The 21,092-nt window shown below is 72.2% G+C and carries 24 protein-coding genes and 1 tRNA gene; 13 read left to right on the plus strand and 12 right to left on the minus strand.

Features of this window, described 5'->3' with window-relative positions:
• Window positions 1-171: 171 nt before the first annotated feature.
• Both ACZ4A5_RS28640 and ACZ4A5_RS28645 read right to left on the minus strand, forming a co-directional pair.
• Complete coding sequence (locus tag ACZ4A5_RS28640) at window positions 172-537, minus strand: GntR family transcriptional regulator (protein WP_467590486.1); 366 nt, start codon at window positions 535-537, stop codon at window positions 172-174.
• A gap of 2 nt (window positions 538-539) precedes the next feature.
• Window positions 540-1,529: an SdpI family protein gene (locus ACZ4A5_RS28645; RefSeq protein WP_467590409.1), complete on the minus strand. Its 990-nt coding sequence runs from the start codon at window positions 1,527-1,529 to the stop codon at window positions 540-542.
• 484 nt (window positions 1,530-2,013) lie between these two features.
• On the opposite strand from ACZ4A5_RS28645, the gene ACZ4A5_RS28650 reads away from it, so the two are divergent.
• The 3 genes from ACZ4A5_RS28650 (at window position 2,014) to ACZ4A5_RS28660 (ending at window position 3,858) form a co-directional block, all read left to right on the plus strand.
• Window positions 2,014-2,826 carry an SDR family NAD(P)-dependent oxidoreductase gene (locus tag ACZ4A5_RS28650; RefSeq protein ID WP_467590411.1) on the plus strand — a complete coding sequence of 271 codons (813 nt, stop codon included), beginning with the start codon at window positions 2,014-2,016 and terminating at the stop codon, window positions 2,824-2,826.
• A gap of 40 nt (window positions 2,827-2,866) precedes the next feature.
• Window positions 2,867-2,941 carry a 50S ribosomal protein bL37 gene (locus ACZ4A5_RS28655; protein ID WP_467590489.1) on the plus strand — a complete coding sequence of 25 codons (75 nt, stop codon included), beginning with the start codon at window positions 2,867-2,869 and terminating at the stop codon, window positions 2,939-2,941.
• A 77-nt stretch (window positions 2,942-3,018) separates the two neighbouring features.
• Window positions 3,019-3,858, plus strand: coding sequence for a GNAT family N-acetyltransferase (locus tag ACZ4A5_RS28660; protein WP_467590414.1), 840 nt, complete (start codon window positions 3,019-3,021; stop codon window positions 3,856-3,858).
• Here the strand turns inward: ACZ4A5_RS28660 and ACZ4A5_RS28665 are convergent.
• The 5 genes from ACZ4A5_RS28665 to ACZ4A5_RS28685 form a co-directional block, all read right to left on the minus strand.
• Complete coding sequence (locus tag ACZ4A5_RS28665; RefSeq protein ID WP_467590416.1) at window positions 3,786-4,751, minus strand: pirin family protein; 966 nt, start codon at window positions 4,749-4,751, stop codon at window positions 3,786-3,788. The two genes, ACZ4A5_RS28660 and ACZ4A5_RS28665, sit on opposite strands and share 73 nt — an antisense overlap.
• Before the next feature lie 26 nt (window positions 4,752-4,777).
• On the minus strand, window positions 4,778-5,179 hold the full coding sequence (locus ACZ4A5_RS28670) for a tetratricopeptide repeat protein (protein WP_467590419.1): 402 nt from the start codon (window positions 5,177-5,179) through the stop codon (window positions 4,778-4,780).
• Between the two features lie 42 nt (window positions 5,180-5,221).
• Window positions 5,222-5,953 carry a phosphatase PAP2 family protein gene (locus tag ACZ4A5_RS28675; RefSeq protein WP_467590422.1) on the minus strand — a complete coding sequence of 244 codons (732 nt, stop codon included), beginning with the start codon at window positions 5,951-5,953 and terminating at the stop codon, window positions 5,222-5,224.
• A gap of 69 nt (window positions 5,954-6,022) precedes the next feature.
• Window positions 6,023-6,961 (minus strand): M56 family metallopeptidase, encoded by a 939-nt coding sequence (locus ACZ4A5_RS28680; protein WP_467590424.1) that lies wholly within the window; start codon window positions 6,959-6,961, stop codon window positions 6,023-6,025.
• Window positions 6,962-7,052: 91 nt separating this feature from the next.
• Window positions 7,053-7,628, minus strand: a complete 576-nt coding sequence (locus ACZ4A5_RS28685) for a DUF5134 domain-containing protein (protein ID WP_467590426.1) — start codon at window positions 7,626-7,628, stop codon at window positions 7,053-7,055.
• Window positions 7,629-7,874: 246 nt separating this feature from the next.
• Between ACZ4A5_RS28685 and ACZ4A5_RS28690 the strand changes: the two genes are divergently transcribed.
• Window positions 7,875-7,948 (plus strand) — tRNA-Trp (locus ACZ4A5_RS28690).
• A 29-nt stretch (window positions 7,949-7,977) separates the two neighbouring features.
• On the opposite strand, the gene ACZ4A5_RS28695 is transcribed toward ACZ4A5_RS28690, so the two are convergent.
• Complete coding sequence (locus tag ACZ4A5_RS28695) at window positions 7,978-8,370, minus strand: VOC family protein (protein WP_467590429.1); 393 nt, start codon at window positions 8,368-8,370, stop codon at window positions 7,978-7,980.
• Window positions 8,371-8,461: 91 nt separating this feature from the next.
• On the opposite strand from ACZ4A5_RS28695, the gene ACZ4A5_RS28700 reads away from it, so the two are divergent.
• Window positions 8,462-9,010: a GNAT family N-acetyltransferase gene (locus ACZ4A5_RS28700; RefSeq protein WP_467590432.1), complete on the plus strand. Its 549-nt coding sequence runs from the start codon at window positions 8,462-8,464 to the stop codon at window positions 9,008-9,010.
• Window positions 9,011-9,076: 66 nt separating this feature from the next.
• On the opposite strand, the gene ACZ4A5_RS28705 is transcribed toward ACZ4A5_RS28700, so the two are convergent.
• From ACZ4A5_RS28705 to ACZ4A5_RS28715, 3 genes are read right to left on the minus strand one after another with little or no spacing between them, the layout of a single operon-like run.
• On the minus strand, window positions 9,077-9,841 hold the full coding sequence (locus ACZ4A5_RS28705; RefSeq protein ID WP_467590435.1) for an amino acid ABC transporter ATP-binding protein: 765 nt from the start codon (window positions 9,839-9,841) through the stop codon (window positions 9,077-9,079).
• Complete coding sequence (locus tag ACZ4A5_RS28710) at window positions 9,838-10,788, minus strand: amino acid ABC transporter permease (protein ID WP_467590437.1); 951 nt, start codon at window positions 10,786-10,788, stop codon at window positions 9,838-9,840. Before ACZ4A5_RS28710 ends, ACZ4A5_RS28705 begins: the two co-directional genes overlap by 4 nt.
• Window positions 10,785-11,756, minus strand: coding sequence for an ABC transporter substrate-binding protein (locus ACZ4A5_RS28715; protein ID WP_467590439.1), 972 nt, complete (start codon window positions 11,754-11,756; stop codon window positions 10,785-10,787). Before ACZ4A5_RS28715 ends, ACZ4A5_RS28710 begins: the two co-directional genes overlap by 4 nt.
• A gap of 337 nt (window positions 11,757-12,093) precedes the next feature.
• Here ACZ4A5_RS28715 and ACZ4A5_RS28720 point away from each other — a divergent pair, with 337 nt between their 5' ends.
• From ACZ4A5_RS28720 to ACZ4A5_RS28730, 3 genes are read left to right on the plus strand one after another with little or no spacing between them, the layout of a single operon-like run.
• Window positions 12,094-13,491: a DUF6421 family protein gene (locus ACZ4A5_RS28720; RefSeq protein ID WP_467590442.1), complete on the plus strand. Its 1,398-nt coding sequence runs from the start codon at window positions 12,094-12,096 to the stop codon at window positions 13,489-13,491.
• Between the two features lie 26 nt (window positions 13,492-13,517).
• On the plus strand, window positions 13,518-14,279 hold the full coding sequence (locus ACZ4A5_RS28725) for an SDR family NAD(P)-dependent oxidoreductase (RefSeq protein WP_467590444.1): 762 nt from the start codon (window positions 13,518-13,520) through the stop codon (window positions 14,277-14,279).
• Window positions 14,258-15,349 carry a threonine aldolase family protein gene (locus ACZ4A5_RS28730; protein ID WP_467590447.1) on the plus strand — a complete coding sequence of 364 codons (1,092 nt, stop codon included), beginning with the start codon at window positions 14,258-14,260 and terminating at the stop codon, window positions 15,347-15,349. The genes ACZ4A5_RS28725 and ACZ4A5_RS28730 overlap by 22 nt, the downstream gene beginning before the upstream one ends.
• A gap of 126 nt (window positions 15,350-15,475) precedes the next feature.
• Here ACZ4A5_RS28730 and ACZ4A5_RS28735 read toward each other — a convergent pair whose 3' ends face one another.
• Window positions 15,476-16,204, minus strand: coding sequence for a lysophospholipid acyltransferase family protein (locus ACZ4A5_RS28735; protein WP_398869294.1), 729 nt, complete (start codon window positions 16,202-16,204; stop codon window positions 15,476-15,478).
• A gap of 373 nt (window positions 16,205-16,577) precedes the next feature.
• Here ACZ4A5_RS28735 and ACZ4A5_RS28740 point away from each other — a divergent pair, with 373 nt between their 5' ends.
• The 5 genes from ACZ4A5_RS28740 to ACZ4A5_RS28760 all read left to right on the plus strand — a co-directional run bounded on the left by ACZ4A5_RS28740 (window position 16,578) and on the right by ACZ4A5_RS28760 (window position 21,089).
• On the plus strand, window positions 16,578-16,883 hold the full coding sequence (locus ACZ4A5_RS28740; protein WP_467590492.1) for a TlpA family protein disulfide reductase: 306 nt from the start codon (window positions 16,578-16,580) through the stop codon (window positions 16,881-16,883).
• 205 nt (window positions 16,884-17,088) lie between these two features.
• On the plus strand, window positions 17,089-17,595 hold the full coding sequence (locus ACZ4A5_RS28745) for a flavin reductase family protein (RefSeq protein WP_467590450.1): 507 nt from the start codon (window positions 17,089-17,091) through the stop codon (window positions 17,593-17,595).
• Window positions 17,596-17,784: 189 nt separating this feature from the next.
• Window positions 17,785-18,570 carry an electron transfer flavoprotein subunit beta/FixA family protein gene (locus tag ACZ4A5_RS28750; protein WP_087924966.1) on the plus strand — a complete coding sequence of 262 codons (786 nt, stop codon included), beginning with the start codon at window positions 17,785-17,787 and terminating at the stop codon, window positions 18,568-18,570.
• A 117-nt stretch (window positions 18,571-18,687) separates the two neighbouring features.
• The gene (locus ACZ4A5_RS28755) at window positions 18,688-19,650 is read left to right on the plus strand and encodes an electron transfer flavoprotein subunit alpha/FixB family protein (RefSeq protein WP_467590454.1); all 963 of its coding nucleotides are present in this window, start codon (window positions 18,688-18,690) and stop codon (window positions 19,648-19,650) included.
• Window positions 19,651-19,814: 164 nt separating this feature from the next.
• On the plus strand, window positions 19,815-21,089 hold the full coding sequence (locus ACZ4A5_RS28760) for a DUF6986 family protein (protein ID WP_467590457.1): 1,275 nt from the start codon (window positions 19,815-19,817) through the stop codon (window positions 21,087-21,089).
• The last annotated feature ends 3 nt before the right edge of the window (window positions 21,090-21,092 follow it).

Below are 21,092 nucleotides of genomic sequence, written 5' to 3' on the forward strand. Positions count from 1 at the left end.
CCCCGTTCCTCCCCCCTCCCCGCCCTTTATGCACCTTAAACACCCCACCCTCCCCCCCCCCCCCCTGTCTTTGCGCCTCCCCCCCCCCCCCCCCCCCCCCCCCCCCACCCCCCCCCCCCCCCCCCCCCCCCCCCCCCCCGCTCCCCTCGCATGGTGGTGTTCCGCGCGACCTCACATGCCGTCGGCCGACAGGGACGTCCTGACCAGACCGAGCACGTCGTCGTCACTCAGCCCCAGCGCGCGGGCATCGGCGACCAGGCGCTGGGCCTGCACGGTGAGCCGGGCGCGTCCGGCCGTCGGTCCTCCGGTGACCACGGCACCGCGCCCCCGGCGCAGCTCGAGGAGGCCCTCCTCGCGCAGCCGTTGGTAACCCCGGAGCACGGTGTGCATGTTGACACCGAGCGACGCGGCGAGATCGCGGGCGGAGGGCAGGCGCTCGCCGGTGCCCGCGGTGCCGTCGGCGATGGCACCGCGGACGCAGGCGGCGATCTGGTCGCCCAGGGGCACGGCGGACGAGGGGTCGACGCGGAAGAGCACGGTCACCCTCCCGCGGTGGTGCGGCGTTCGCGGTCGGCGAGGGTGTTGAGCAGCGCGGCGGCCGTGGCGGCGTCGTCGACGGTGACGACGAACTCGCTGCCGGTGGTCAGGCGGACGCTGATGGCATCACCGGAACGCAGCACGATGCCGCTCGCCCCGGGGCGGATGCGATAGCCCCAGCCGCCGAAGTCCCGCAGCGGGCTGACGGTGCGGTGACCGGCTTCGGCGATCTTCCGCAGCGGCACGTTGAGGCGCGGCCAGGGGGCGATCGAGGGGGTGACGGTGAGCCCGCGCCGGTCCGCGGTGACCCGGGCACCCGTGAGCAGAGCCATCAGGATTCCGGTGACGAGGAGTGGCAGTGCGGGCAGCCAGCCGGCGGTGAACCCGACGACGACGCCGGCGGCAAGGAGCAGGAGACCGGTGACGGGCAGGACCCGGGAGCCCGCCACGCGCGTCCAGCCGGCGATCTCGGAGTCACCGAGCGCGAGACGCGAGGCGTCGGCGGAGGATCCGGGTACCGTCCCGGCTTCCTCGGCCTTGCCGCAGGCCGGCCAGCCCACGGCCGCGTAGAGCGCCGTGGCCCCGACGGCGAACGCGGCCTGCGTCCCGGGCAGCGTGACCGAGGAGGCGTCGTCGACGCCGGTGTTGGCCAGCAGCACGGCGGTGGCCAGCCACCCGGTGAGCACCGCGACGGCACCGCCGATGACGGCCACCACGCGCTGGCCGTCGTCGTTCGGCCGCATCCAGTGGACGAGCGCGCCGAAGAGGGCACCGACGCCCAGCAGCACTCCCAACGCGACGGCGAGGAAGGAACCTTGGCCCGAGTAGCCGTCGGCATTCCCCCCGGGGCCGATGTGGGAGGCGAGCCGGCCGGGCAGCCGGTCCCGCACCGAGAGGAACACCGCCAGGACGACGGCAGCGGCGATCAGAGGCGGTACGAGGGAGACGGCAAGGCGACGGGCGTTGACGTACGTGGATCGTGATTGCGGCATGAAAGCAAAACCTCCACTTGTTTGCACACTAGTAGAACAACTGGAGGTGAACTCGGCCAAGGCGGTTTCCTGTTCTTGACGCGGCCCGAACGCGCCCTCGCCGTCAGCGGCGTCGGACCCGGGCGCCACGTGCGCGGCGGAACGCCAGGGAGCACGTACGTCAGGGCGGCGTCAGGGATGCGGCGTGTCGCTTGTGCCCGGACTTCCGGCTTCCTTCAATGGTCCCCGTGAACAGCCACCTTCGCCACGACGACCGGCCGCCTCATACGGCGCTGCACGGTTCCGCGTGCCGTTCCCACACGGTGCGCTGAGCGCACCTGCTGTTCACCGACTCCCCGGCCGCGCCCCACAGGCGGCGGCCGGTGTCACCCGGCACAGCGCATCCCGGCCTCCGCCGTCCTGTCACTGATGCCCCTTCACGCTCGCACGGCAGCCGCGTCCTACGGCGCTCGCTGCCGCTCTGCCCGATCCGGAGTGGATTCCCATGTCTTCTGCTGTCTCGCCCGCCTCCAGGACCGTTCTGGTCACCGGTGCCACATCCGGTATCGGCTGGGAGACCGCCCGGCTGCTCGCCGAACGGGGCGACACGGTCATCGTCCACGCCCCTGACCAGGAGTCCGGCGACGACGCCATCGTCCGCCTGACGGCGGCCGGCACCGACACCCTGCGCCTGCGGCTGGCCGTCGCCGACTTCTCCCGCCTGGACGAGGTGCGGGCCATGGCCACCCGCATCGCCGAGGAACACCCCGTCCTGGACGTCCTGGTCAACAACGCGGCCGTCGTCGCGCCCGAACAGCGCACGATGACCGCCGACGGGAACGAACTCTCCCTCCAGGTCAACTTCCTGGCGGCCTATCTGCTCACCCACGAACTGGCGGGCCCGCTGAGCGCCCGGCCCGGCAGCCGCGTCGTCAACGTGTCCTCCTCCATGCACCGCACGGCCTCGATCTCCTGGAACGACCCGCAGCGCACCAAGCGCTACTCCCGTCTCGCCGCCTACGCGCAGTCCCAGCTGGCGCTGACCGTCTTCGCCCGCGAGCAGGCTCCGTGGACGTCGGTCAGTGTGCACCCCGGCGTGTGCGACACCGGACTGCTGCCGCTGTACGCGCACGAGGGCGACTCCGCCGTGGAGGGCGCCGAGCGCGTCGTCCGGCTCTGCGACCCCGCCACCGAGCTCGTCGCCGGTGCCTACTACGACCGCACGGCCCTCTCCCCGGCGGCCCCCGTCGCGATGGAGGAGCGCACCGTGCGCCGACTGCGCAAGCTCGCCGACCAGCTGGTCGCCAAGGCCGCCTGACGTAAAGAACCACGACCGCCTGACGAAGGGAACCACCACCGTGTCCAAGCGCGCCCGCAAGAAGCGAGCCCGTCGCAAGAAGAACGCCAACCACGGAAGCAAAGCCTGCACCTGACAGCGGGCAGGCAGCGGCGGTACGGCACCGGCAACGGTTCCGTACCGCCCGCTGCGCGCGTACCCCGGAGTGATGTGATGCTGGTCGAACATCTCCACGGCACGGCCCTCCCGGCCGGGCCGCTCCGGTTCCCCGCCGGCCGCCCCGGGCTGGGAGCCCTCCCCGAGCACGTCACCCTCACCGGCCACGGGAGCTGGTGGACCGACGACCCCGCCGATCCACGGGCCGCCGCCGTCTCCTGCGCCGGGCACGCCATCCTGGCGGGGGACCCGCGATGGACCGCCCCGGAGGAACTGGCCTGTCTGGCCGGTCATTACGTGGCCGCCCCGGACAGGTTCCTGCCCCTCCTCGGCGCCGCCTTCCACCGCCTGGTCCCCTGGGAGCGCATGATCTGGATCCGGAGCGACCCGCCCCCCGCCGTGCGCCTGGGCCCCGGCACGACCGTCCGCCGGCTCCTGCCCCGCGACACCCAGGCCCTGCGCGCCCTGGGCCCGGACCTGGCGTGGACCAGCGCGAGCTGGGGCGGCCCCGCCGGCCTCGCCGCCTCCGGCCGCTGCTGGGGCGCCTTCCGCGAGGGTCAACTCCTCTCCCTGGCCTGCCCCTTCTTCGTCGGCAGCCGCCACGAGGACATCGCCGTCGCCACCCTCCCCGGAGCACGCGGACGGGGCCTGGCCTCGGCCTGCGTCGAGGCGCTCTGCGCGGACCTCACCACCCGCGGCCGCGTCCCGTCCTGGACCTGCTCCCGGGACAACCACGCCAGCCGCCACCTCGCCACGAAGACCGGCTTCCGTGTCGTCCACGAATACGTGCACTACGCGGTCGGGGCCGCAGTCGTCTCCCCAGGTCAGCGCACCCTGCCACGCGGCTTGAGGGGAACCGGCGGCAGCGCGGGAGCGGCCAGCCGGCTGCCGTCGTAGCCGCACACCTCGCCGAAGCGCGTCCCCGTCGTCCAGTCCTCCCTGGCCTGGACGATGTCCTCGTGGGAACGGCCCACGAAGTTCCACCACATGAGGATGCGTTCCTCGAACGGCTCGCCGCCCAGCAGCATGAACGAGCTGTCCACGTCCGCGCGGAGCGGGAGTTCGGAGCGTCCGCAGCCGAGGTAGAGCATGGAGCCCGGGGCGAGGCGCACGCCGTCCACCTCGGCCTCGCCGGACATGGTGAGGGCCGCGTACTCGAAGTCGGGCCGGACCGGGAGGCGCGCGGAAGCGCCCGCCGGCAGGGTGATGTCGGCGCCCATGAGCGGGCTGAAGGTGGTGGCGGGGGAGGCCGCGCCGTCCAGTTCGCCCATGAGGACGGTGGCGCGCAGGCCGCCGCCCGTCACCCGCGGCAGCTCGGCATGGTGCTCCCACGCCGGGGTGGTGTGCCGGTGCGCGTCCGGCAGCGCCACCCACAGCTGGGCGCCGTGCAGCAGGCGCGCGTGCTCGCGCGGGGACTCCTCCGAGTGCGCGATGGCACCCCCCGCCGTCATCAGCCCCAACTGCCCCGGACGCAGGGTCTGAAGGCTGCCGAGGCTGTCCCGGTGCAGCACCTCGCCGTCATGGAGCCAACTGACGGTCTGCAGGCCCATGTGCGGATGAGGGGGCACCTGCATCCCCGGCTCCTGGGCGATGTCGTCCGGGCCGTAGTGGTCGACGAAGCACCACGCGCCGACCATGCGGCGCCCGAGGCTGGGCAGCAGACGGCGCACGACGGTGCTCTCGCCGAGCGGGACCCGCTTCGCGGGCAGCAGCTCCCGCACCGGCCGCGCGGTGACGTCGGCGCGGCCACCGCATTCGGCCGGTGCGGGCCGGAGTTCGAGGTTGCTCATGGGAGCACTGTCCCATTCAGGGGCCGTCACGTGGCGGTCCTGTGGACAACCGGGGCGGCCGAGGCGTAGTCGCCGTTCATCGCGGCGGCCAGCCGGAGGTGGGGAGCCGCCTCGGCGTCCCGGCTCTGCCGTTCCAGCGTGCGCCCGAGCAGCAGACGCGCGTACGCCTCGGCGGGGGCGCGGTCCAGGACGCGCCGCGCCTCGGCCTCGGCCCGGTTCAGCTGGGCGGAGTGGTAGTACGACCGGGCGAGGAGCAGCCGGGCCGCCAGGTGGGCCGGTTCCGCCTCGACGACGGGTGCCAGGATGCGCGCGGCCTCCGTGTAGTCCCTCGCCTCGAAGAAGAGGTGCGCGCGCTCGTACTCGTCCGCCAGCGGGTGCGGGGACACCGGCACGGCGGCGGTGGGGGAGAAGGGGGTGAAAGCGGTCATGGATCGCTCCTTTCCTCCCCGCCAACATAGATGAAGCTTGAACTATTTCCGGCCGGTCCGGGTACCCTCCCGCCCGGCCCCCGCTCCGGTGCCGCGCCCCGCCGTCACGGCGTCGTACGCCCACACCGCCCCCGCGACGAGCGCCGCGCCCAGCAGCCAGCCGCCCACCACGTCGGACAGCCAGTGCACACCGAGATAGAGACGGGTGAAGCCCACGCCGATCACCGACAGCGCTCCCACCGCCAGCGCCGCGCGGATTCCGGCGGGACGTACGCGGTGCAGCCACAGCAGCCACACCACCAGTGCGCACGTCACGGTGGCGGTCAGCGCGTGGCCCGAGGGGAACGCCTGATAGCTGGCGACGGCCACCGGATCCGGCCAGTGCGGGCGGTCCCGGCCGACAGCGGACTTGAGGGCCTGCTGCGCCAGCGTTCCGGCGGCGGACGTCCCCGCGATCCACGCGATCAGCAGCCACGCGCGCCGCCGCGCCAGCCAGAGCGCCGCCACGGCGAGAACCGCGCGCATGGTCCAGGGGTCCCACAACCGCTCCGACAGCCAGCGGACGAACCCCGTCCAGCCGTGGTGCCCGACGGCGATCGGATGGAGGCCATCGGCCACCCGCCGGTCCAGCGATACGAGCGGACCCCAATCGCGGACGACCAGCACCGTCAGAGCGAGAAACAGGGCGCAGAGAACGGCAGTTGCGCGCCACCCGGCGGCGGGCGCGGGGCGGGTCGGGAGGGCGGGCGCGTCGGAGCGCGTCGGAACGTGCATGGCCGGATCCTTGCGGAAGCCCCGGCCGCAGCGCCACCCGAACTGCCCGGAGAGCGTCCCGCCGGGGGTTCAGCCCAGCGCGCTCAGTCCGGGCATGAAGGCCACCAGCAAGGGCACCGCCGGAACCAGGGCTCCGGCAGCCGTCAACCGCAGCCGCCGTGCCGTCGTCAGCCGCGGCCCAGGGGACAGCAGCCGGTCCACCCGGCGCGGCACCTGCGACAGCTGGGCCGGGCAGGGGCCGAAGACACCGCGGTCCTCGTTGAGCTCGACCAGCGCCAGCGCCGTCGTCATCCGGCCGAACCGCCGCGAGGCGGCGTCGTCCGCCGCCAGCTCGACGAGATGGTGCACCTGGTCGCGGAACGCCGCGAAGACCGGCACCTGCGGGAAGCCGGTCGCCAGCGCCGACGAGGAGTGCAGCAGCCAGCTGTGCCGCGCCCGCGCGTGCCCCTGCTCATGGGCCAGCACCGCGTCCAGCTGCGAGTCCGAGAGGCGGCGCAGCGCGCCCGTCGTGACGACCAGCCGGGGAGCCGTCCCGCCGCGCAGCCACCACGCGTCCGGCCGCTCGCCCTCGAGCACCACCAGCCGGTCCGCGTCCGGCGCCTCACCCGGCAACTGCGGTGCGCGGACGAGCAGATCGGTGCGGCGCTGCCGGCGGCAGGCCCGGGCCAGGCCGATCTCACGGGTCAGCATCGCGGCGGTCCACACCGCGCCGAAGCCCAGCGCCACGGCCAGCGGGGCGGCCCACGGACGGTACGAGGCGAGGGCGTACGCCTCCATGACTCCGTGCGGGGCGGCCGCGAACACATGGCCGCGTACCGCCTGCCAGGCCGCCGCGGCGCTGAGCGCCATGGCGAGAGCACAGCACAGCAGCACGGCCGCCACCGCGCACTGCCAGACCCACAGGGCCACGACGGGTTCGCGGTCGGCCCAGTCGGAGCGGGTCAGCAAGCGCGGCGTCATCGCGGCGACCAGCCCACCGAGGACCAGCAGCACGAGCGGGACCATCATGGCCGCAGCCTATGAGCGCGACGCCGTGCCCGGGTACGGTCCCGGGCGCGAAGTGACGCACGCCACGGTCTCGCAGAGGGACCGCGCGTGCTCAGAGGGTGAGCAGCATCGCCAGCATGCCGATGCCCATGGACAGCCGGCACGCGTTGGTGAGATCGGGACGGCCCGGCCAGGGCGCCTCGCCGGAGGTGGCGGCGACCACGGGGACGAGGGCGGCCACCGTCCGTACGACGTACACCGCGAAGTACACCAGCAGCAGGCCCGTCAGCAGAGGCGTCCCCGCGGGGCCGTGCCCTTCGGCGTGCGCGCTCCCGGTGTGCCCGCTCATGGGGGAACCCGCCATCGCCAGCGCCATGTAGACCATGGCGAACGCGCCGACGGCGTGGTGGAGATGGTGCAGGTGCGCTTCCGTACGGCCGCGTGCCACCAGGAGGGAACGCAGGCCCGCCGCGCCGAACACGGCCGCGAACACCGGGGCGCCCCACGGGTGGCTGGTGAGGCCGGCGGTCGGTACGGCCATCACCGCCATGCCCAGGCCCATCAAGGCGTCACCACCCGTGGACCGGACCTCCGCCGGGTTCCTCGCTCCCGCCCTCACGAGGCAATACGCGCCGGTCGCGGCGCACAGTGCCACCAGCAGCCAGCCGATGAGCGGTGGTTCGTGCACCGCGCACCTCCCCGGTCAGGCAGACCTACCCCCGGAGGATTCCCGCCCGAGTCGCGTCACATGGGAGCGCACGGGCGCACAAGGGGAGCACTGCGCGGCGCGGGGCACGCCCGCGCACGCGCGGTGGCACGGAGGCGCACCGGGGTGGCAGACCGGTGCACGGGAGGGGCGCGCCCACCGCCCGAAGCCCGCGGCAAAAAAGATCTTGCCTTGGGCGCGGTCTTCGGGAGAGAGTGAGGGCACCGAAGGGGCGTAGCTCAGCTGGCCAGAGCAGCGGACTCCAAACCCGCTGGTCGCAGGTTCGAATCCTGTCGCCCCTGCTGTGCGGCCGCACGTCGCCCAGGCGTCCTCAGATGCCTGGGCGGTAGCGCATCGGGTGTCCCTCCGGCACCTCGACCACCGCGATCCGCACCCCGTCCGGGTCCGTGATCCACATCTCGATCAGTCCCCAGGGCTTGGTCTCCGGCGGCTCCAGCACCTCGACGCCCTCGCGGAGGAATTCCGCGTGGGCTGCCGCGGCGTCCGCGACCTGGAACCACAGCTCGAGGCCGGGGGCCGGCGGCGCGTCGGCGCGGCCCGAGACCTCAAGGAACCCGCCGCCCAGGAAATAGACCGTGCCGCGCTCCGGGCCGGTCCCGAACTCCCGGTAGACCGCGAGCCCCAGCGCCCGCCCGTAGAAGTCCCGGGAACGCTCCGGATCGGTGGGCCGCAGAAGCACGCGGCTGCTCAGTACATGCACCATGACGCGACTGTACGCAGAGCCGATCGGGTTAGTGTTCGTATGCAGCCAAGATGTGCAGCCGAAGCCGTACGGAGAGGACCACACGGAGACCATGGAGACAGCCAGCAGCCGCACCGCAGAGCCGGTCTTCCGGGCGGCGACCGTCGCCGACGTACCCGAGCTCGTGGCACTCGTCGAGTCGGCCTACCGCGGTGACGACAGCCGTGCCGGGTGGACGACCGAGGCGGATCTGCTGGACGGACAGCGGACCGACCCCGCGGGCGTGGAGGCGGTGGTGACGGACGAGAACAGCCGTCTGCTGGTGGTGGAGCGCGAGGGCGAGATCGTCGCCTGCTGCCAGCTGGAACACCGGGGCACGCACGCCTACTTCGGGATGTTCGCGGTCCGTCCGGCGATGCAGGGCGCCGGGCTCGGCAAGGTGATCATCGCCGAGGCCGAGCGCTTCGTGCGTGCCGAGTGGGGCGCCGGCGAGATGCACATGACCGTCATACGGCAGCGTGACGAGCTGATCGCCTGGTACGAACGCCGCGGTTATCGCCGTACCGGCCGGATGTCCCCCTTCCCGTACGGCGACGAGCGCTTCGGCATCCCGCAGCGCGACGACCTCGAGTTCGAGCTGCTCGTCAAGGAACTGCCGTAAGGCGGCGGGATTCCGGGGGTGTAAGGGGCACCGGCCCTTGGACGGCGCCCCTTACACGGCGCACTGCTACAGCCGGCCCGCCTCGACCAGCCGGCGCAGGAAGCGCCGCGTGCGCTCCTCGCGGGGCTCGCCGAAGACCTCCGCGGGCGTGCCACGCTCCAGCACCACACCGCCGTCGAGGAAGCACACCTGGTCGGCGACGTCCCGGGCGAACCCCATCTCGTGGGTGGCGAGCACCATGGTCATGCCGTCGTCCTTGAGATCGCGCACGACGCCCAGCACCTCACCGACCAGCTCCGGGTCGAGGGCGGCGGTGATCTCGTCGAGCAGCAGCAGCCGGGGCCGCCCCGCCAGGGCCCGTACGATCGCCACCCGCTGCTGCTGGCCCCCGCTGAGCCGGTCCGGGTACTCACCGGCCCTGCCGCCCAGGCCGAGCCGCTCCAGGAGCTCCCGCGCCCGCTCCTCCGCCTCGGCCCGCGGCACGCCGTGCACCCGGCGCGGGGCGAGCGTGATGTTGTCGAGCACGGTCATGTGCGGGAAGAGGTTGTACGCCTGGAAGACCACGCCGATGCGGCGGCGCACGGTGTCCGGGTCCACGCGCGGGTCGGTGATCTCCTCGCCGTCCAGGAAGATCGCGCCGTCGTCGATCTCCTCCAGGAGGTTCGCGCAGCGCAGCAGGGTCGACTTGCCCGAGCCGGACGCCCCGATGAGGGCGGTCACGGTGTGCGGGGCGACTTCGAGGTCGACGTCGCGCAGGACGACGGAGCGGCCGAAGGTCTTGCGCACGGCCTCCAGCCGCAGCACGGCGGCCGGCGGTTCCGCGGTGCTCATACGATTCCTCCCTGGGCCCGGCGGCGGTCCATCCGTGCGGTGATCCAGTCGGTGAACCGTGTCATCGGGATGGTGAGGGCCACGAAGATGAGCCCGGCGACCACGTAGGGCGTGTAGTTGAAGCTCTTGGCGGCGATGATCTGCGCCGCGTAGACCGCGTCGACGGCGCCCGCGATCGAGACGAGACCGGTGTCCTTCTGGAGCGAGACGAGGTCGTTCAGAAGAGGCGGGACGACACGGCGCACGGCTTGTGGCAGCACCACGTAGCGCAGCGTCTGCGGGCCGGAGAGGCCCAGCGAGCGGGCGGCCGCGCGCTGGCTGGGATGCACGGACTCGATGCCCGCGCGGAACACCTCGGCGACGTAGGCGGAGTACGTGAGCACCAGCGCCGTGCCGCCCAGGAGCACCGGGTCCGTCGTCACGCCCTGCAGCCGCAGCGCCGGAACGCCGAAGACGACCATCAGGAGACAGATGACGAGCGGCAGCCCGCGGAAGAAGTCGGTGTAGGCGGTGGCGAGGGCCCGCAAGGGGAAGAAAACCGGGCCACGCAGCGTGCGGGCGATCGCTGTCAGCAGGCCGAGTACGAGGACCGCGGCCCCGCAGACGACCAGCAGCCGGAGGTTGAGCAGCAGTCCGTCGAGCACCTTGGGCAGTGCCTCGCGGGCGTAGTGCGCGTCGAAGAAGGTCTCCCGGGTGCGGGACCAGCCGGGGGAGTTGACGACGGCGAGGAACAGTACGGTGCCGGTGACCAGTGTGCTGGCGGCCGCCACGCCGGTGGCCCGGCGCGCACGCGCACGTTTGAACCGTTCGCGTTCCAGGCGTCGTGCGGAAGGAATATATGCGTCCTGGGTGGCGGCCTCCTGGGACGCGGTGCTCTCCGGCAGGGCGTCGCTCTCCGGCAGGGCGCCCCGGGCCGGGGTGGCGGGCCCCGTCTCCTCGGCCGTCATTTGAGCACCGGTGCGTCGACGGCCTCGGAGAGCCAGGTCTTCTCCAGGCGGGCGAGTGTGCCGTCCTTGCGCAGGGAGTCGACGGCGTCACTGACGCAGCCGGTGAGCCCGCTGCCTTTGTCGAGCACCAGCCCGAACTGCTCGGCCCTGCCGCCTGAGGCTGCGAACTGGCCGACGACCTTCGCCTCCTGGACCTCGGCGGAGGTGATGTAGAAGGCCGTGGGCAGATCCACGACGATCGCGTCCACCTGGCCGTTCTTGAGCGCGGTCTTGGCGTAGTCGTTCTTCTGGAAGACGGCGGGCCGCTGTTCGGGCCGGATGACGCCGTTGACGACGTCGAGGCTCGTGGTGCCCACCTGCGCGCCCAGCTTCACGTGCTTGAGGGCGTCGACCGTGGTGGCTTTGGCGGCGGGTGAGCCCTTGAGCGCGATGACGGCCTGCCGGACGTCGTAGTAGCCCGAGGAGAAGTCGACGGCCCGGCGGCGCTCGTCGCTGACGGAGATCTGGTTGAGGTCGAAGTCGAACTTCTTCTTCCCGGGCGCCACAGCGGAGTTGAAGGGCACCGTCTGCCAGATCACGTCGGATCTGGCGTAGCCGAGCCGGTCGGCGACGGCGTACGCGACGGCCGACTCGAAGCCCTTGCCGTCGGCCGGGTCGTCGCCCTGGAACCACGGGGCGTAGGCCGGCTTGTCGGTGCCCACGGTGAGTTTGCCCGCGGTCCCGGTCGCCAGGTGGCCCTTGGCGCACGCGGCGGCGTGCGGCGCGGCGGCCGACTTCGCGGAGCCGGTGTCGTCCTGCGGGGCACAGCCGACGGCCGCGCCCAGCAGCACGGCGAGCGCGGCGCCGAGGCGCGGCAGGCGCCCGCGGTGGCCGGGAGCCGCGAGGTGCGAGGGCCCGGCGGTAGGAGCGGCGTGGAGGGAAGCGGAACGGGAAGTCGTGCGGCCTGCGGGCCGGTTGGCGACGGACATGGCGGGAGCGTGGCAGTGCCGGCGGGATCTGTCCAGGTCAGACCACTGATCGTCCGAATAGCGGAAGACTGTTGCCGATTCATGAATTCTCGGCGGCCCCGGAGGGTACTCATGAAGGAGCGCCCGTCAATGGCCGGAACTGAGCCAGGGCAGCAGCGGGCCGCACGCGCCGGACGCGAGACGTGAGGCGCCTGAGGCCACCCGAGTGTGTGCCGACAGGAAAATCAGCGGTCCGACCAGGGGGTCGGCAGGATAATTTGTGGCTGCCCCTCTTGAGATGAAGAACCGCACACAGATACGGTGTCTTAACGCGAAGTTCTCCCGAGGAGGGGCAGACATGACGGAAATTCTTGCGTCGAAAGCGATAGCGACCGACGAAACAGCGGCGAGCCGCGTGATCGATCATCCGTCGTGGGCCACGCTCAAGGACGCCGTGGAAACGATCCGGCCGTGGCAGTCCCCGGACGGGTCCATCGACCTCGAGGCGGAGGGCGCACCCCCGGGCGACACCGTACGCGCCGAGATCGGCCGGGTCGCGACGGCCGTCGAGGAGCTCTCGCCCCTCCTGCCGCACGACGCCGCGTACCACCGCGCGCTCGTCACGGACCTGCGCCGCTGGGCGGACGGCGGATTCGCCGTGCCCGACTTCCTGGACTCGCTGCTGGCCTTCCAGCCCGCGGCGCAGCGCGCCGACGGACTCCAGCACCTCGTCGTCTTCCCGATGTACACGCAGAACGGCAACCCCGACCGCAATCTCGAGGCGGTCGTCCTGCGCGTCGTATGGCCGGAGTGGCTCGCCGAGCTGGAGCGCACCCGCTACGACAACCCCCTCTTCGTCGGCATCACCTTCGAGGACTTCACCGCCGGCTACGACACCAACTCCGCGGTCCTCTTCCCGGAGACCATCGCCGTCCGCGAGGCCCCGGAGCGCTTCACCTGGGGCGGCATCTTCTGCGACCGCGAGGCGGCCCGCTTCCGCCGGGTCACCGAAGCGGCCGTCGACATCCTCAGCCTGGAGCTGCCCGCCGACATCCGGGAGATGATCGGCGACCAGCACCGCTGCCAGCAGGCGTTCGTCCTGTGGGACATGGTCCACGACCGCACCCACAGCCACGGCGACCTGCCGTTCGACCCCTTCATGATCAAGCAGCGGCAGCCGTTCTGGATGTACGGCCTGGAGGAGCTGCGCTGCGACCTCACGGCCTTCAAGGAGGCCGTGAAGCTGGAGAGCGACGGCTACGCCCAGGGCCGCGACGTGCAGTACGCCGTCCTCTTCGACCGGATGTTCCGCTTCCCGGTCACCGGCGAGCGCGTGCGCAACTACGACGGCCTCGGCGGGCAGCTGCTGTTCGCCTACCTCCACAAGCACGACGTCGTACGCTGGACGGACAACACACTGCACATCGACTGGGACCGCGCCCCGCAGGTCACCAACCAGCTGTGCGGCGAGATCGAGAAGCTCTACCGCGACGGGATCGACCGTCCCAAGCTCGTGCACTGGTTCGCCGCCTACGAGCTCGTCTCGTCCTACCTCGCGCCGCACCCCGGCTCCGTATGGGCCAAGGGCCCCGACGCCCTCGACCTGACCCAGCCCCCGCGCAAGCTCGTGGACGACGTGCTTCCGGACGAGTTCCCGCTCAGCATGTTCTACGAGGCCCTTGCCAAGAAGCTGCGCAGCGTGATCGCCTCGACCAAGGGGATCACCGCGGCGAGCGAGGGGCAGGCGGCCGCGTGAGCAAGCGTGAGACGGAGGCGACGATCATGAGCACAACGACGAACGGCGAGGGCCGGCTGGACGGCGCGGTCGTGGCGGTGGCGGGCGCGGCCGGACCGGCCGGGCGCGCGACGCTGCTGCGCCTGGCCGAGGCCGGGGCGACGGTCGTCGCCTCCGACGCGGACGCCGCCCGGCTCGCCGAGGCCGTCGACGCCGCCCGCTATGCCCACGGGGGCGCCACGGTCACCGGCGACATCGTGGACCTGCTCGACCTGGAGGCCACCCGCGGCTGGGTCGACCGCACCGAGAAGGAATTCGGCCGGATCGACGGCCTGGTGCACCTGGTGGGCGGCTGGCGCGGCTCGGCGACGTTCGCGGAGACCGACCTCGCGGACTGGGAGCTGCTGGAGAAGCTGCTCATCCGTACCGTGCAGCACACCTCGCTCGCCTTCGAGGCCCCGCTCCAGCGCAGCGGCAACGGCCGCTATCTCCTCGTCAGCGCCGCCGGCGCCTCCAAGCCCACCGCGGGCAACGCCGCGTACTCCGCCTCCAAGGCCGCCGCCGAGGCGTGGACGCTCGCGCTCGCCGACGCCTTCCGCAAGGCGGGGGGCGAGGGCGAACCCAAGGCGGCCGCTGCCATCCTGGTGGTCAAGGCCCTGGTGCACGACGCCATGCGCGCCGAGCGCCCGAACGCGAAATTCGCGGGTTTCACGGACGTCAAGGACCTGGCCGAGGCCATCGTCGGCGTCTGGGGGAAGCCCGCCCAAGAAGTGAACGGAACCCGTCTGTGGCTGACTCCGCAACCGTGACCGCGACGACCGACGCCATACGGCGGCACGACCCCGCCTCGCGCGGCTTCGCCAGCGACAACTACGCGGGCGCGCACCCCGAGATCCTCGCGGCCCTCGCCCTCGCCAACGGCGGCCACCAGATCGCCTACGGCGAGGACGTCTACACCGCGCACCTCCAGGAGGTGATGCGCGGTCACTTCGGCCCGACGGCCGAGGCGTTCCCGGTCTTCAACGGCACCGGTGCCAATGTGGTCGCCCTCCAGGCGGCCACCGAGCGCTGGGGCGCGGTGATCTGTGCCGACACGGCGCACATTCACGTGGACGAGGGCGGGGCGCCCGAGCGCGTCGGCGGGCTCAAGCTGCTGACCGTGCCGACCGAGCACGGCAAGCTCACCCCCGAGCTCATCGACCGCGAGGCGTACGGCTGGGACGACGAGCACCGGGCGCAGCCGCAGATCGTCTCGATCGCCCAGACCACCGAACTCGGCACCTGTTACACGCCGGAGGAGATCCGGGAGATCTGCGACCACGCCCACGAGCGGGGCATGAAGGTCCATCTCGACGGCGCCCGCATCGCCAACGCCGCGGCCACGCTCGGCGTCCCGCTGCGGGTCTTCACGACCGACGCCGGTGTGGACCTGCTGTCGTTCGGCGGCACGAAGAACGGCATGCTGTTCGGCGAGTGCGTCGTCGTGCTGAACCCGGACGCGGTGCGGGCCATGAAGCACCTGCGCAAGCTGTCCATGCAGCTGGCCTCCAAGATGCGTTTCGTCTCCGCCCAGTTCGAGGCACTGCTCGCCGGGGATCTATGGCTGCGCAGCGCCTCGCACGCCAACGCCATGGCCGCGCGCCTGGCGGAGGGCGTACGGACCGTCGACGGGGTGGAGGTCCTGCACCCGGTGCAGTCCAACGCCGTCTTCGCGCGGCTGCCGCACGACGTGAGCGAGCGCCTCCAGAAGAGCTACCGCTTCTACTTCTGGGACGAGGCGGCCGGTGACGTCCGCTGGATGTGCTCCTTCGACACGACCGAAGCCGATGTGGACGCCTTCGTGGCGACGCTCGCGGCGGAGATGGGCAAGCAGAGGTAAACGCTCGCGCGTGAGAACGCGTCCGGCCGCAATGTCATCGACATTGCGGCCGGACGCGTCATTCCCCACCACGAACATGGACGGCGTCCCGGCGGGTGCCTGGTGTCAGGCGCCGCCGGGCGCGCGTCAGCGGCGGTCCAGGGCCGCGGCCTCCGCGGGGGTCGGCGCCGTGCCGCCGAGGTGGGCCGGAACCCACCAGGTGTCGTCCGGACCCTTGGGGCGGACGGGATAGGCCCGCTGGGCCGCCTCCAGCAGCTCCTGGACGCGGCCCCGTACCCGCTCCGTGATCGTGTCGGCGTGCTCGGCCGGATCGGCGGCCATCGGCTCGCCCACCCGCATGGTGATCGGAATGTGGTTGCGGCCCAGATCCCGCTTGTGCCCCTTGGTCCACAGCCGCTGGGTGCCCCACAGCGCCATCGGCAGCAGCGGCACACCCGCCTCCTGGGCGAGCCGGGCCGCGCCCGACTTGAAGTTCTTCAGCGTGAACGACTGGGAGATCGTCGCCTCCGGGAAGACGCCGATGATCTCGCCCGAGCGCAGGGCGGACAGCGCGTGCTTGTAGGCGTCCATGCCGGCCGCGCGGTCCACGGGAATGTGCTTCATCGCGCGCATCAGCGGCCCCGACACCTTGTGCCGGAAGACGGACTCCTTGGCCATGAAGCGCACCAGGCGCTTGGCCGGCCGGGCGGCCAGCCCGCAGAAGATGAAGTCGAGATAGCCGATGTGGTTGCTCACCAGCACCGCCCCGCCGCGCTGCGGCACGTGCTCGGTGCCCTGGATGTCGAAGCGCAGATCGAGCGCCTTGAACATGGAGCGGGCGACACCGATCACCGGGGGGTAGACGAGTTCTGCCATATCGGGGAAATCCTTCTGGGCCTGGGGAGGGTGCTCCCGGCTGAAGTTACGCGGCCGTAGGTTCTCGGCTCCCGGCCGATCGTGCCTGATCGCCCGGCCCATGGACCAGCGGGGACGCCCCGGGGGCCGGGAGATCCTCGTCACGTCGGCCCGCGGCGCGGGACGTCGTCCGGTAGTGCCGAAGGTACACCGCGCACCCCGGACAGAACCGGGCAGACCCCCGCGAGCGCCGGACGGGGGCGCGTTCGCGGGCGTGAGGGGAAATTTCTGCGGCCCCGGCGGCGCTGCAACCGTCGGAAGACCACGGGGCCGCGACGGTCCCGCGGACGCGGACGACTGCGGAGGGGCGAGCGTGCCGGTGCGGGACGAAGTGATGCGGCTGGATGCCGCCGTGCTCGGTGCGGAGCTGGGGGAGCGGGCCACCCTCGTCCAGTTCTCCAGCGCCTTCTGCCAGCCGTGCCGGGCGACCAGACGGACCCTGGCGGAGGTCGCCGCCATGGTCGAGGGCGTCGCGCATGTCGAGATCGACGCCGAGGCGAGACTGGAGCTCGTCCGCGCCCTGGGTGTCAGCGCGACTCCCACCGTGCTCGTCCTCGACGCGTCCGGCCGCGTCGCGCGCCGGGCGGCCGGGCAGCCCCGCAAGGCCGATGTCATCGCGGCGCTCGGCGCCCTGGTGTGATGCACCGTGATCCATCTCCCATATCCCCGGCCTCACTTGACGGTGTACACACATGATCGTCAATGTGACGTGATGTGGCCTGGACTGCTTCTCCATGGACGCGCGTACGTCGATCTGCTCCGGACGGCCGGCGCGCGCTGTCCGGAGCAATGAGCACCCGAGACCGTACAGCTCCCGGTTGGACCTCCACCAGAAGGACAGATCGATGACGGCCACGCCCGGACTCGGCACGCCCCGCCTCGCCAACCCCGAACTGCTGCGCTCCGTGTTCCGCCGGCACGCCTCGGGCGTCGCCGTGATCACCGCGCACGGCACCCATCCGGTCGGCTTCACCGCCACCTCGCTCACCTCCGTCGCCGCCGAACCCCCGCTCGTCTCCTTCGGTGTCGGCACCGGCTCCTCCAGCTGGCCCGTGCTGGCCGAGGCCGAACACGTCGGTGTCCACATACTCGGCGAGCACCAGCGGGAGCTGGCCGGCACCTTCGCGCGCAGCGGCGCCGACCGCTTCGCGCCGCCCACCAGCTGGCGGACCGGCCCCGAGGGCGTGCCCCTGCTCGACGGCGTCCTGGCCTGGCTGGTGTGCCGGGTGGTCGCCCGGGTGCCCGCCGGTGACCACCGTCTGGTGCTCGCGGAAGTCGTCGCCGGCGACCCCGAGGGGGCGGGCCGCCCGCTGCTCTACCACCAGGGGCGCTTCAACGGTCTGCGCGACTGATACGTCCCTGGTCCGGCGCGTTGGCCAGATCACAGTTGACGCGCCTTGCATTCGTGGAACGCGCTGGGTGTACTGACGAGTAACATTCCGTTCGGGGCGTTGCCCGGTCCGACCGGAATACGCCCCACAAGGCGCCTATGCTGCCTGCACAAGGCAGCTACGAAGAGACGATGCAGTAGGAGAGCCGGCGTGAGCTTGAGGATCGTTGTCTGTGTGAAGTACGTGCCCGACGCCACCGGCGACCGGCACTTCGCCGAAGACCTGACCGTCGACCGTGACGACGTGGACGGCCTGCTCTCGGAGCTCGACGAGTACGCGGTCGAGCAGGCGCTGCAGATCGCCGACGAGGCGGACGACGCCGAGATCACCGTGCTGACCGTGGGTCCCGAGGACGCCAAGGACGCCCTGCGCAAGGCGCTGTCCATGGGCGCGCACAAGGCCGTCCACGTCGAGGACGACGACCTGCACGGCACCGACGCGCTCGGCACGTCGCTGGTGCTGGCCAAGGCCGTCGAGCACGTCGGCTACGACCTGGTCATCTCCGGCATGGCGTCCACCGACGGTGGCATGGGCGTCGTCCCGGCCATGCTCGCCGAGCGCCTGGGCGTGCCGCAGGTGACCCTGCTGTCCGAGGTCGCCGTGGCCGACGGCAAGGTGACCGGCCGCCGTGACGGTGACGCCGCGAGCGAGCAGCTGGAGGCGTCCCTCCCGGCCGTCGTGTCCGTCACCGACCAGTCCGGCGAGGCCCGTTACCCGTCCTTCAAGGGCATCATGGCGGCCAAGAAGAAGCCGGTGGAGTCCCTGGACCTGTCCGACCTCGGCCTGGAGGCCGAAGAGGTCGGTCTCGAAGGCGCCTGGACCAAGGTCGACGAGGCCAACGAGCGCCCGGCCCGCACGGCCGGCACCGTGGTCAAGGACGAGGGCGAGGGCGGCAAGCAGCTCGCCGAGTTCCTCGCGGGCCAGAAGTTCATCTAGCGGCGGCTCCGGGTCCCGCGGCGCGTCCGCGAAGGCTTCCGGTCCCCACCGCGGCTGAGCTTCCGTCAGTCCGCACGAACCGTCATCCGCCCCTTTTCTGTGCAGGAGTCCCATCCCATGGCTGAAGTTCTCGTCTATGTCGACCACGTGGACGGTGCCGTCCGCAAGCCCACCCTCGAACTGCTCACCCTCGCGCGCCGCCTCGGCGAGCCCGTCGCCGTGCACCTGGGTGCCGGTGCCGACGCCGCCGCGCGGACGCTCGGCGAGTACGGCGCGGTGAAGGTCCTCGCGGCCGACGCGCCCGAGTTCGCCGACTACCTCGTCGCGCCCAAGGTCGACGCCCTGGAGGCCGCGTACAAGGCCGTCTCCCCGGTCGCCGTGCTCGTCCCGTCCTCCGCCGAGGGCAAGGAGATCGCGGCCCGCCTCGCGGTCCGTATCGGCTCGGGCATCATCACCGACGCCGTCGACCTGGAGGCCGGCGCCGAGGGCCCGGTGGCCACGCAGTCCGTCTTCGCGGCCTCGTACTCCACCAAGTCCCGCGTCACCAAGGGCACGCCGGTCATCACCGTCAAGCCCAACTCCGCCGCCCCGGAGGCCGCCGCTGCCGCCGGTGCGGTCGAGCAGCTGGCCGTCTCCTTCGGCGAGAAGTCGACCGGCACCAAGGTCGTCTCCCGCACCCCGCGCGAGTCGACCGGCCGCCCCGAGCTGACCGAGGCCGCGATCGTGGTCTCCGGCGGCCGCGGTGTCAACGGCGCCGAGAACTTCTCGCTGATCGAGGGCCTGGCCGACTCGCTCGGCGCGGCCGTCGGCGCCTCGCGCGCCGCCGTCGACGCCGGCTGGTACCCGCACACCAACCAGGTCGGCCAGACCGGCAAGTCGGTCTCGCCGCAGCTGTACATCGCGGCGGGCATCTCCGGCGCGATCCAGCACCGGGCCGGCATGCAGACCTCGAAGACGATCGTCGCCATCAACAAGGACGCCGAGGCCCCGATCTTCGACCTGGTCGACTACGGCGTGGTCGGCGACCTCTTCGAGGTCGTCCCGCAGCTCACCGCGGAGGTCACGGCCCGCAAGGGCTGAACCCGTCCGCCCGTGAGGCCCCGTACGCCCGCGCGTACGGGGCCTCACGGCGTCCCCGGCACCGTGCCGATCGGGCCGGGGCTGTTGACCTTGCCCCTGGGCCGTCGCTAACTTCGCTGCACGGACAGTGAATTCCGGTCAGCGGAAAAGTGGAGGACGGCGCCATGGGGCAGCACGGGACGGTCGCGACAACCTTCGACGGGGCCCTGAAGGAGCGCATAGGCGCCTCCCTCGCCGACGTCGACGCCGACCTCGCGCGCCGCTATCCCGGCGACCCCGGCACCCGTCAGCCCGTGCACACCGTCTACGTCCCCGCCGATGTCTTCACCGCCGGCACCGTGCGCTCCTGGGGCGCGAAGGCGCTCGCGGCTCTCGATGCCCACGCCCCCGACGCCGCGGCGTTCGCCGCCGTCCTCGGGATACCCGGCGGCCTCGCCGGGCCCGTGTACGAGCGCGTGCGCGCCAAGCTGGAGCGCGAGCCCGTGGAGGACCTGCGCATCGACTTCGAGGACGGCTACGGGCCGCGCCCCGACGCCGAGGAGGACGCGGCCGCCGCGCGGGCCGCGCGGGTGGTGGCGCGGGCGTACGAGGACGGCATGGCGGCCCCGTACATGGGCATCCGCATGAAGTGCATGGAAGCCGCCGTGCGCGACCGCGGCATCCGCACGCTCGACATCTTCCTCACCGGGCTGATGGAGGCCGGCGGGCTGCCCGCGGGGCTGGTGCTCACCCTTCCCAAGGTCACCTACGCCGAGCAGGTCACGGCGATGGTCCGGCTGGCCGAGGAGTTCGAGAAGGCGCGGGGCCTCGCGCCCGGGCGCATCCGCTTCGAGATCCAGATCGAGACCACCCAGGCGATCCTGGGCGCCGACGGACGGGCCACCGTCGCCCGGATGATCGACGCCGCCGGGGGACGTGCGACCTCGCTGCACTACGGCACCTTCGACTACAGCGCCTCCTGCGGGGTGGGCGCGGCACAGCAGTCGCCCGACCACCCGGTGGCCGATCACGCCAAGGCCGTCATGCAGGTCGCGGCCGCCGGTACCGGGGTCCGCCTCTCCGACGGTTCGACGAACGTCCTGCCGGTCGGCTCGACCCGGCAGGTGCACGACGCCTGGCGGCTGCACCACGGACTCGTACGCCGGGCGCTGGAGCGTGCCTACTACCAGGGCTGGGACATGCATCCGGGCCATCTGCCGACCCGCTACGCGGCGGTGTATGCCTTCTACCGAGAGGGACTTGACCAGGCCGCCGCTCGACTGGTCGCATATATGCGGAGTGTGAGCGGTGCCGTACTGGATGAACCCGCCACGGCCAGGGCACTCAGCGGGTATCTGCTGCGAGGACTGGACTGCGGGGCGATCGACAGCGCCGAGGTCACCGGACCGACCGGGCTGACGCGCGCGGACCTCGACCGGCTGGCGGGCCGGGTGGTATAGCGA

Source organism: Streptomyces sp. NPDC025618 (assembly GCF_055558795.1).

Excerpts from the sequence above, each read along its gene's own strand:
- ACZ4A5_RS28645 (WP_467590409.1), bottom strand. The coding sequence starts at position 1,529 with ATGCCGCAATCACGATCCACGTACGTCAACGCCCGTCGCCTTGCCGTC.
- ACZ4A5_RS28650 (WP_467590411.1), top strand. The coding sequence starts at position 2,014 with ATGTCTTCTGCTGTCTCGCCCGCCTCCAGGACCGTTCTGGTCACCGGT.
- ACZ4A5_RS28660 (WP_467590414.1), top strand. The coding sequence starts at position 3,019 with ATGCTGGTCGAACATCTCCACGGCACGGCCCTCCCGGCCGGGCCGCTC.
- ACZ4A5_RS28665 (WP_467590416.1), bottom strand. The coding sequence starts at position 4,751 with ATGAGCAACCTCGAACTCCGGCCCGCACCGGCCGAATGCGGTGGCCGC.
- ACZ4A5_RS28670 (WP_467590419.1), bottom strand. The coding sequence starts at position 5,179 with ATGACCGCTTTCACCCCCTTCTCCCCCACCGCCGCCGTGCCGGTGTCC.
- ACZ4A5_RS28675 (WP_467590422.1), bottom strand. The coding sequence starts at position 5,953 with ATGCACGTTCCGACGCGCTCCGACGCGCCCGCCCTCCCGACCCGCCCC.
- ACZ4A5_RS28680 (WP_467590424.1), bottom strand. The coding sequence starts at position 6,961 with ATGATGGTCCCGCTCGTGCTGCTGGTCCTCGGTGGGCTGGTCGCCGCG.
- ACZ4A5_RS28695 (WP_467590429.1), bottom strand. The coding sequence starts at position 8,370 with ATGGTGCATGTACTGAGCAGCCGCGTGCTTCTGCGGCCCACCGATCCG.
- ACZ4A5_RS28700 (WP_467590432.1), top strand. The coding sequence starts at position 8,462 with ATGGAGACAGCCAGCAGCCGCACCGCAGAGCCGGTCTTCCGGGCGGCG.
- ACZ4A5_RS28705 (WP_467590435.1), bottom strand. The coding sequence starts at position 9,841 with ATGAGCACCGCGGAACCGCCGGCCGCCGTGCTGCGGCTGGAGGCCGTG.
- ACZ4A5_RS28710 (WP_467590437.1), bottom strand. The coding sequence starts at position 10,788 with ATGACGGCCGAGGAGACGGGGCCCGCCACCCCGGCCCGGGGCGCCCTG.
- ACZ4A5_RS28715 (WP_467590439.1), bottom strand. The coding sequence starts at position 11,756 with ATGTCCGTCGCCAACCGGCCCGCAGGCCGCACGACTTCCCGTTCCGCT.
- ACZ4A5_RS28720 (WP_467590442.1), top strand. The coding sequence starts at position 12,094 with ATGACGGAAATTCTTGCGTCGAAAGCGATAGCGACCGACGAAACAGCG.
- ACZ4A5_RS28725 (WP_467590444.1), top strand. The coding sequence starts at position 13,518 with ATGAGCACAACGACGAACGGCGAGGGCCGGCTGGACGGCGCGGTCGTG.
- ACZ4A5_RS28735 (WP_398869294.1), bottom strand. The coding sequence starts at position 16,204 with ATGGCAGAACTCGTCTACCCCCCGGTGATCGGTGTCGCCCGCTCCATG.
- ACZ4A5_RS28740 (WP_467590492.1), top strand. The coding sequence starts at position 16,578 with ATGCGGCTGGATGCCGCCGTGCTCGGTGCGGAGCTGGGGGAGCGGGCC.
- ACZ4A5_RS28745 (WP_467590450.1), top strand. The coding sequence starts at position 17,089 with ATGACGGCCACGCCCGGACTCGGCACGCCCCGCCTCGCCAACCCCGAA.
- ACZ4A5_RS28755 (WP_467590454.1), top strand. The coding sequence starts at position 18,688 with ATGGCTGAAGTTCTCGTCTATGTCGACCACGTGGACGGTGCCGTCCGC.
- ACZ4A5_RS28760 (WP_467590457.1), top strand. The coding sequence starts at position 19,815 with ATGGGGCAGCACGGGACGGTCGCGACAACCTTCGACGGGGCCCTGAAG.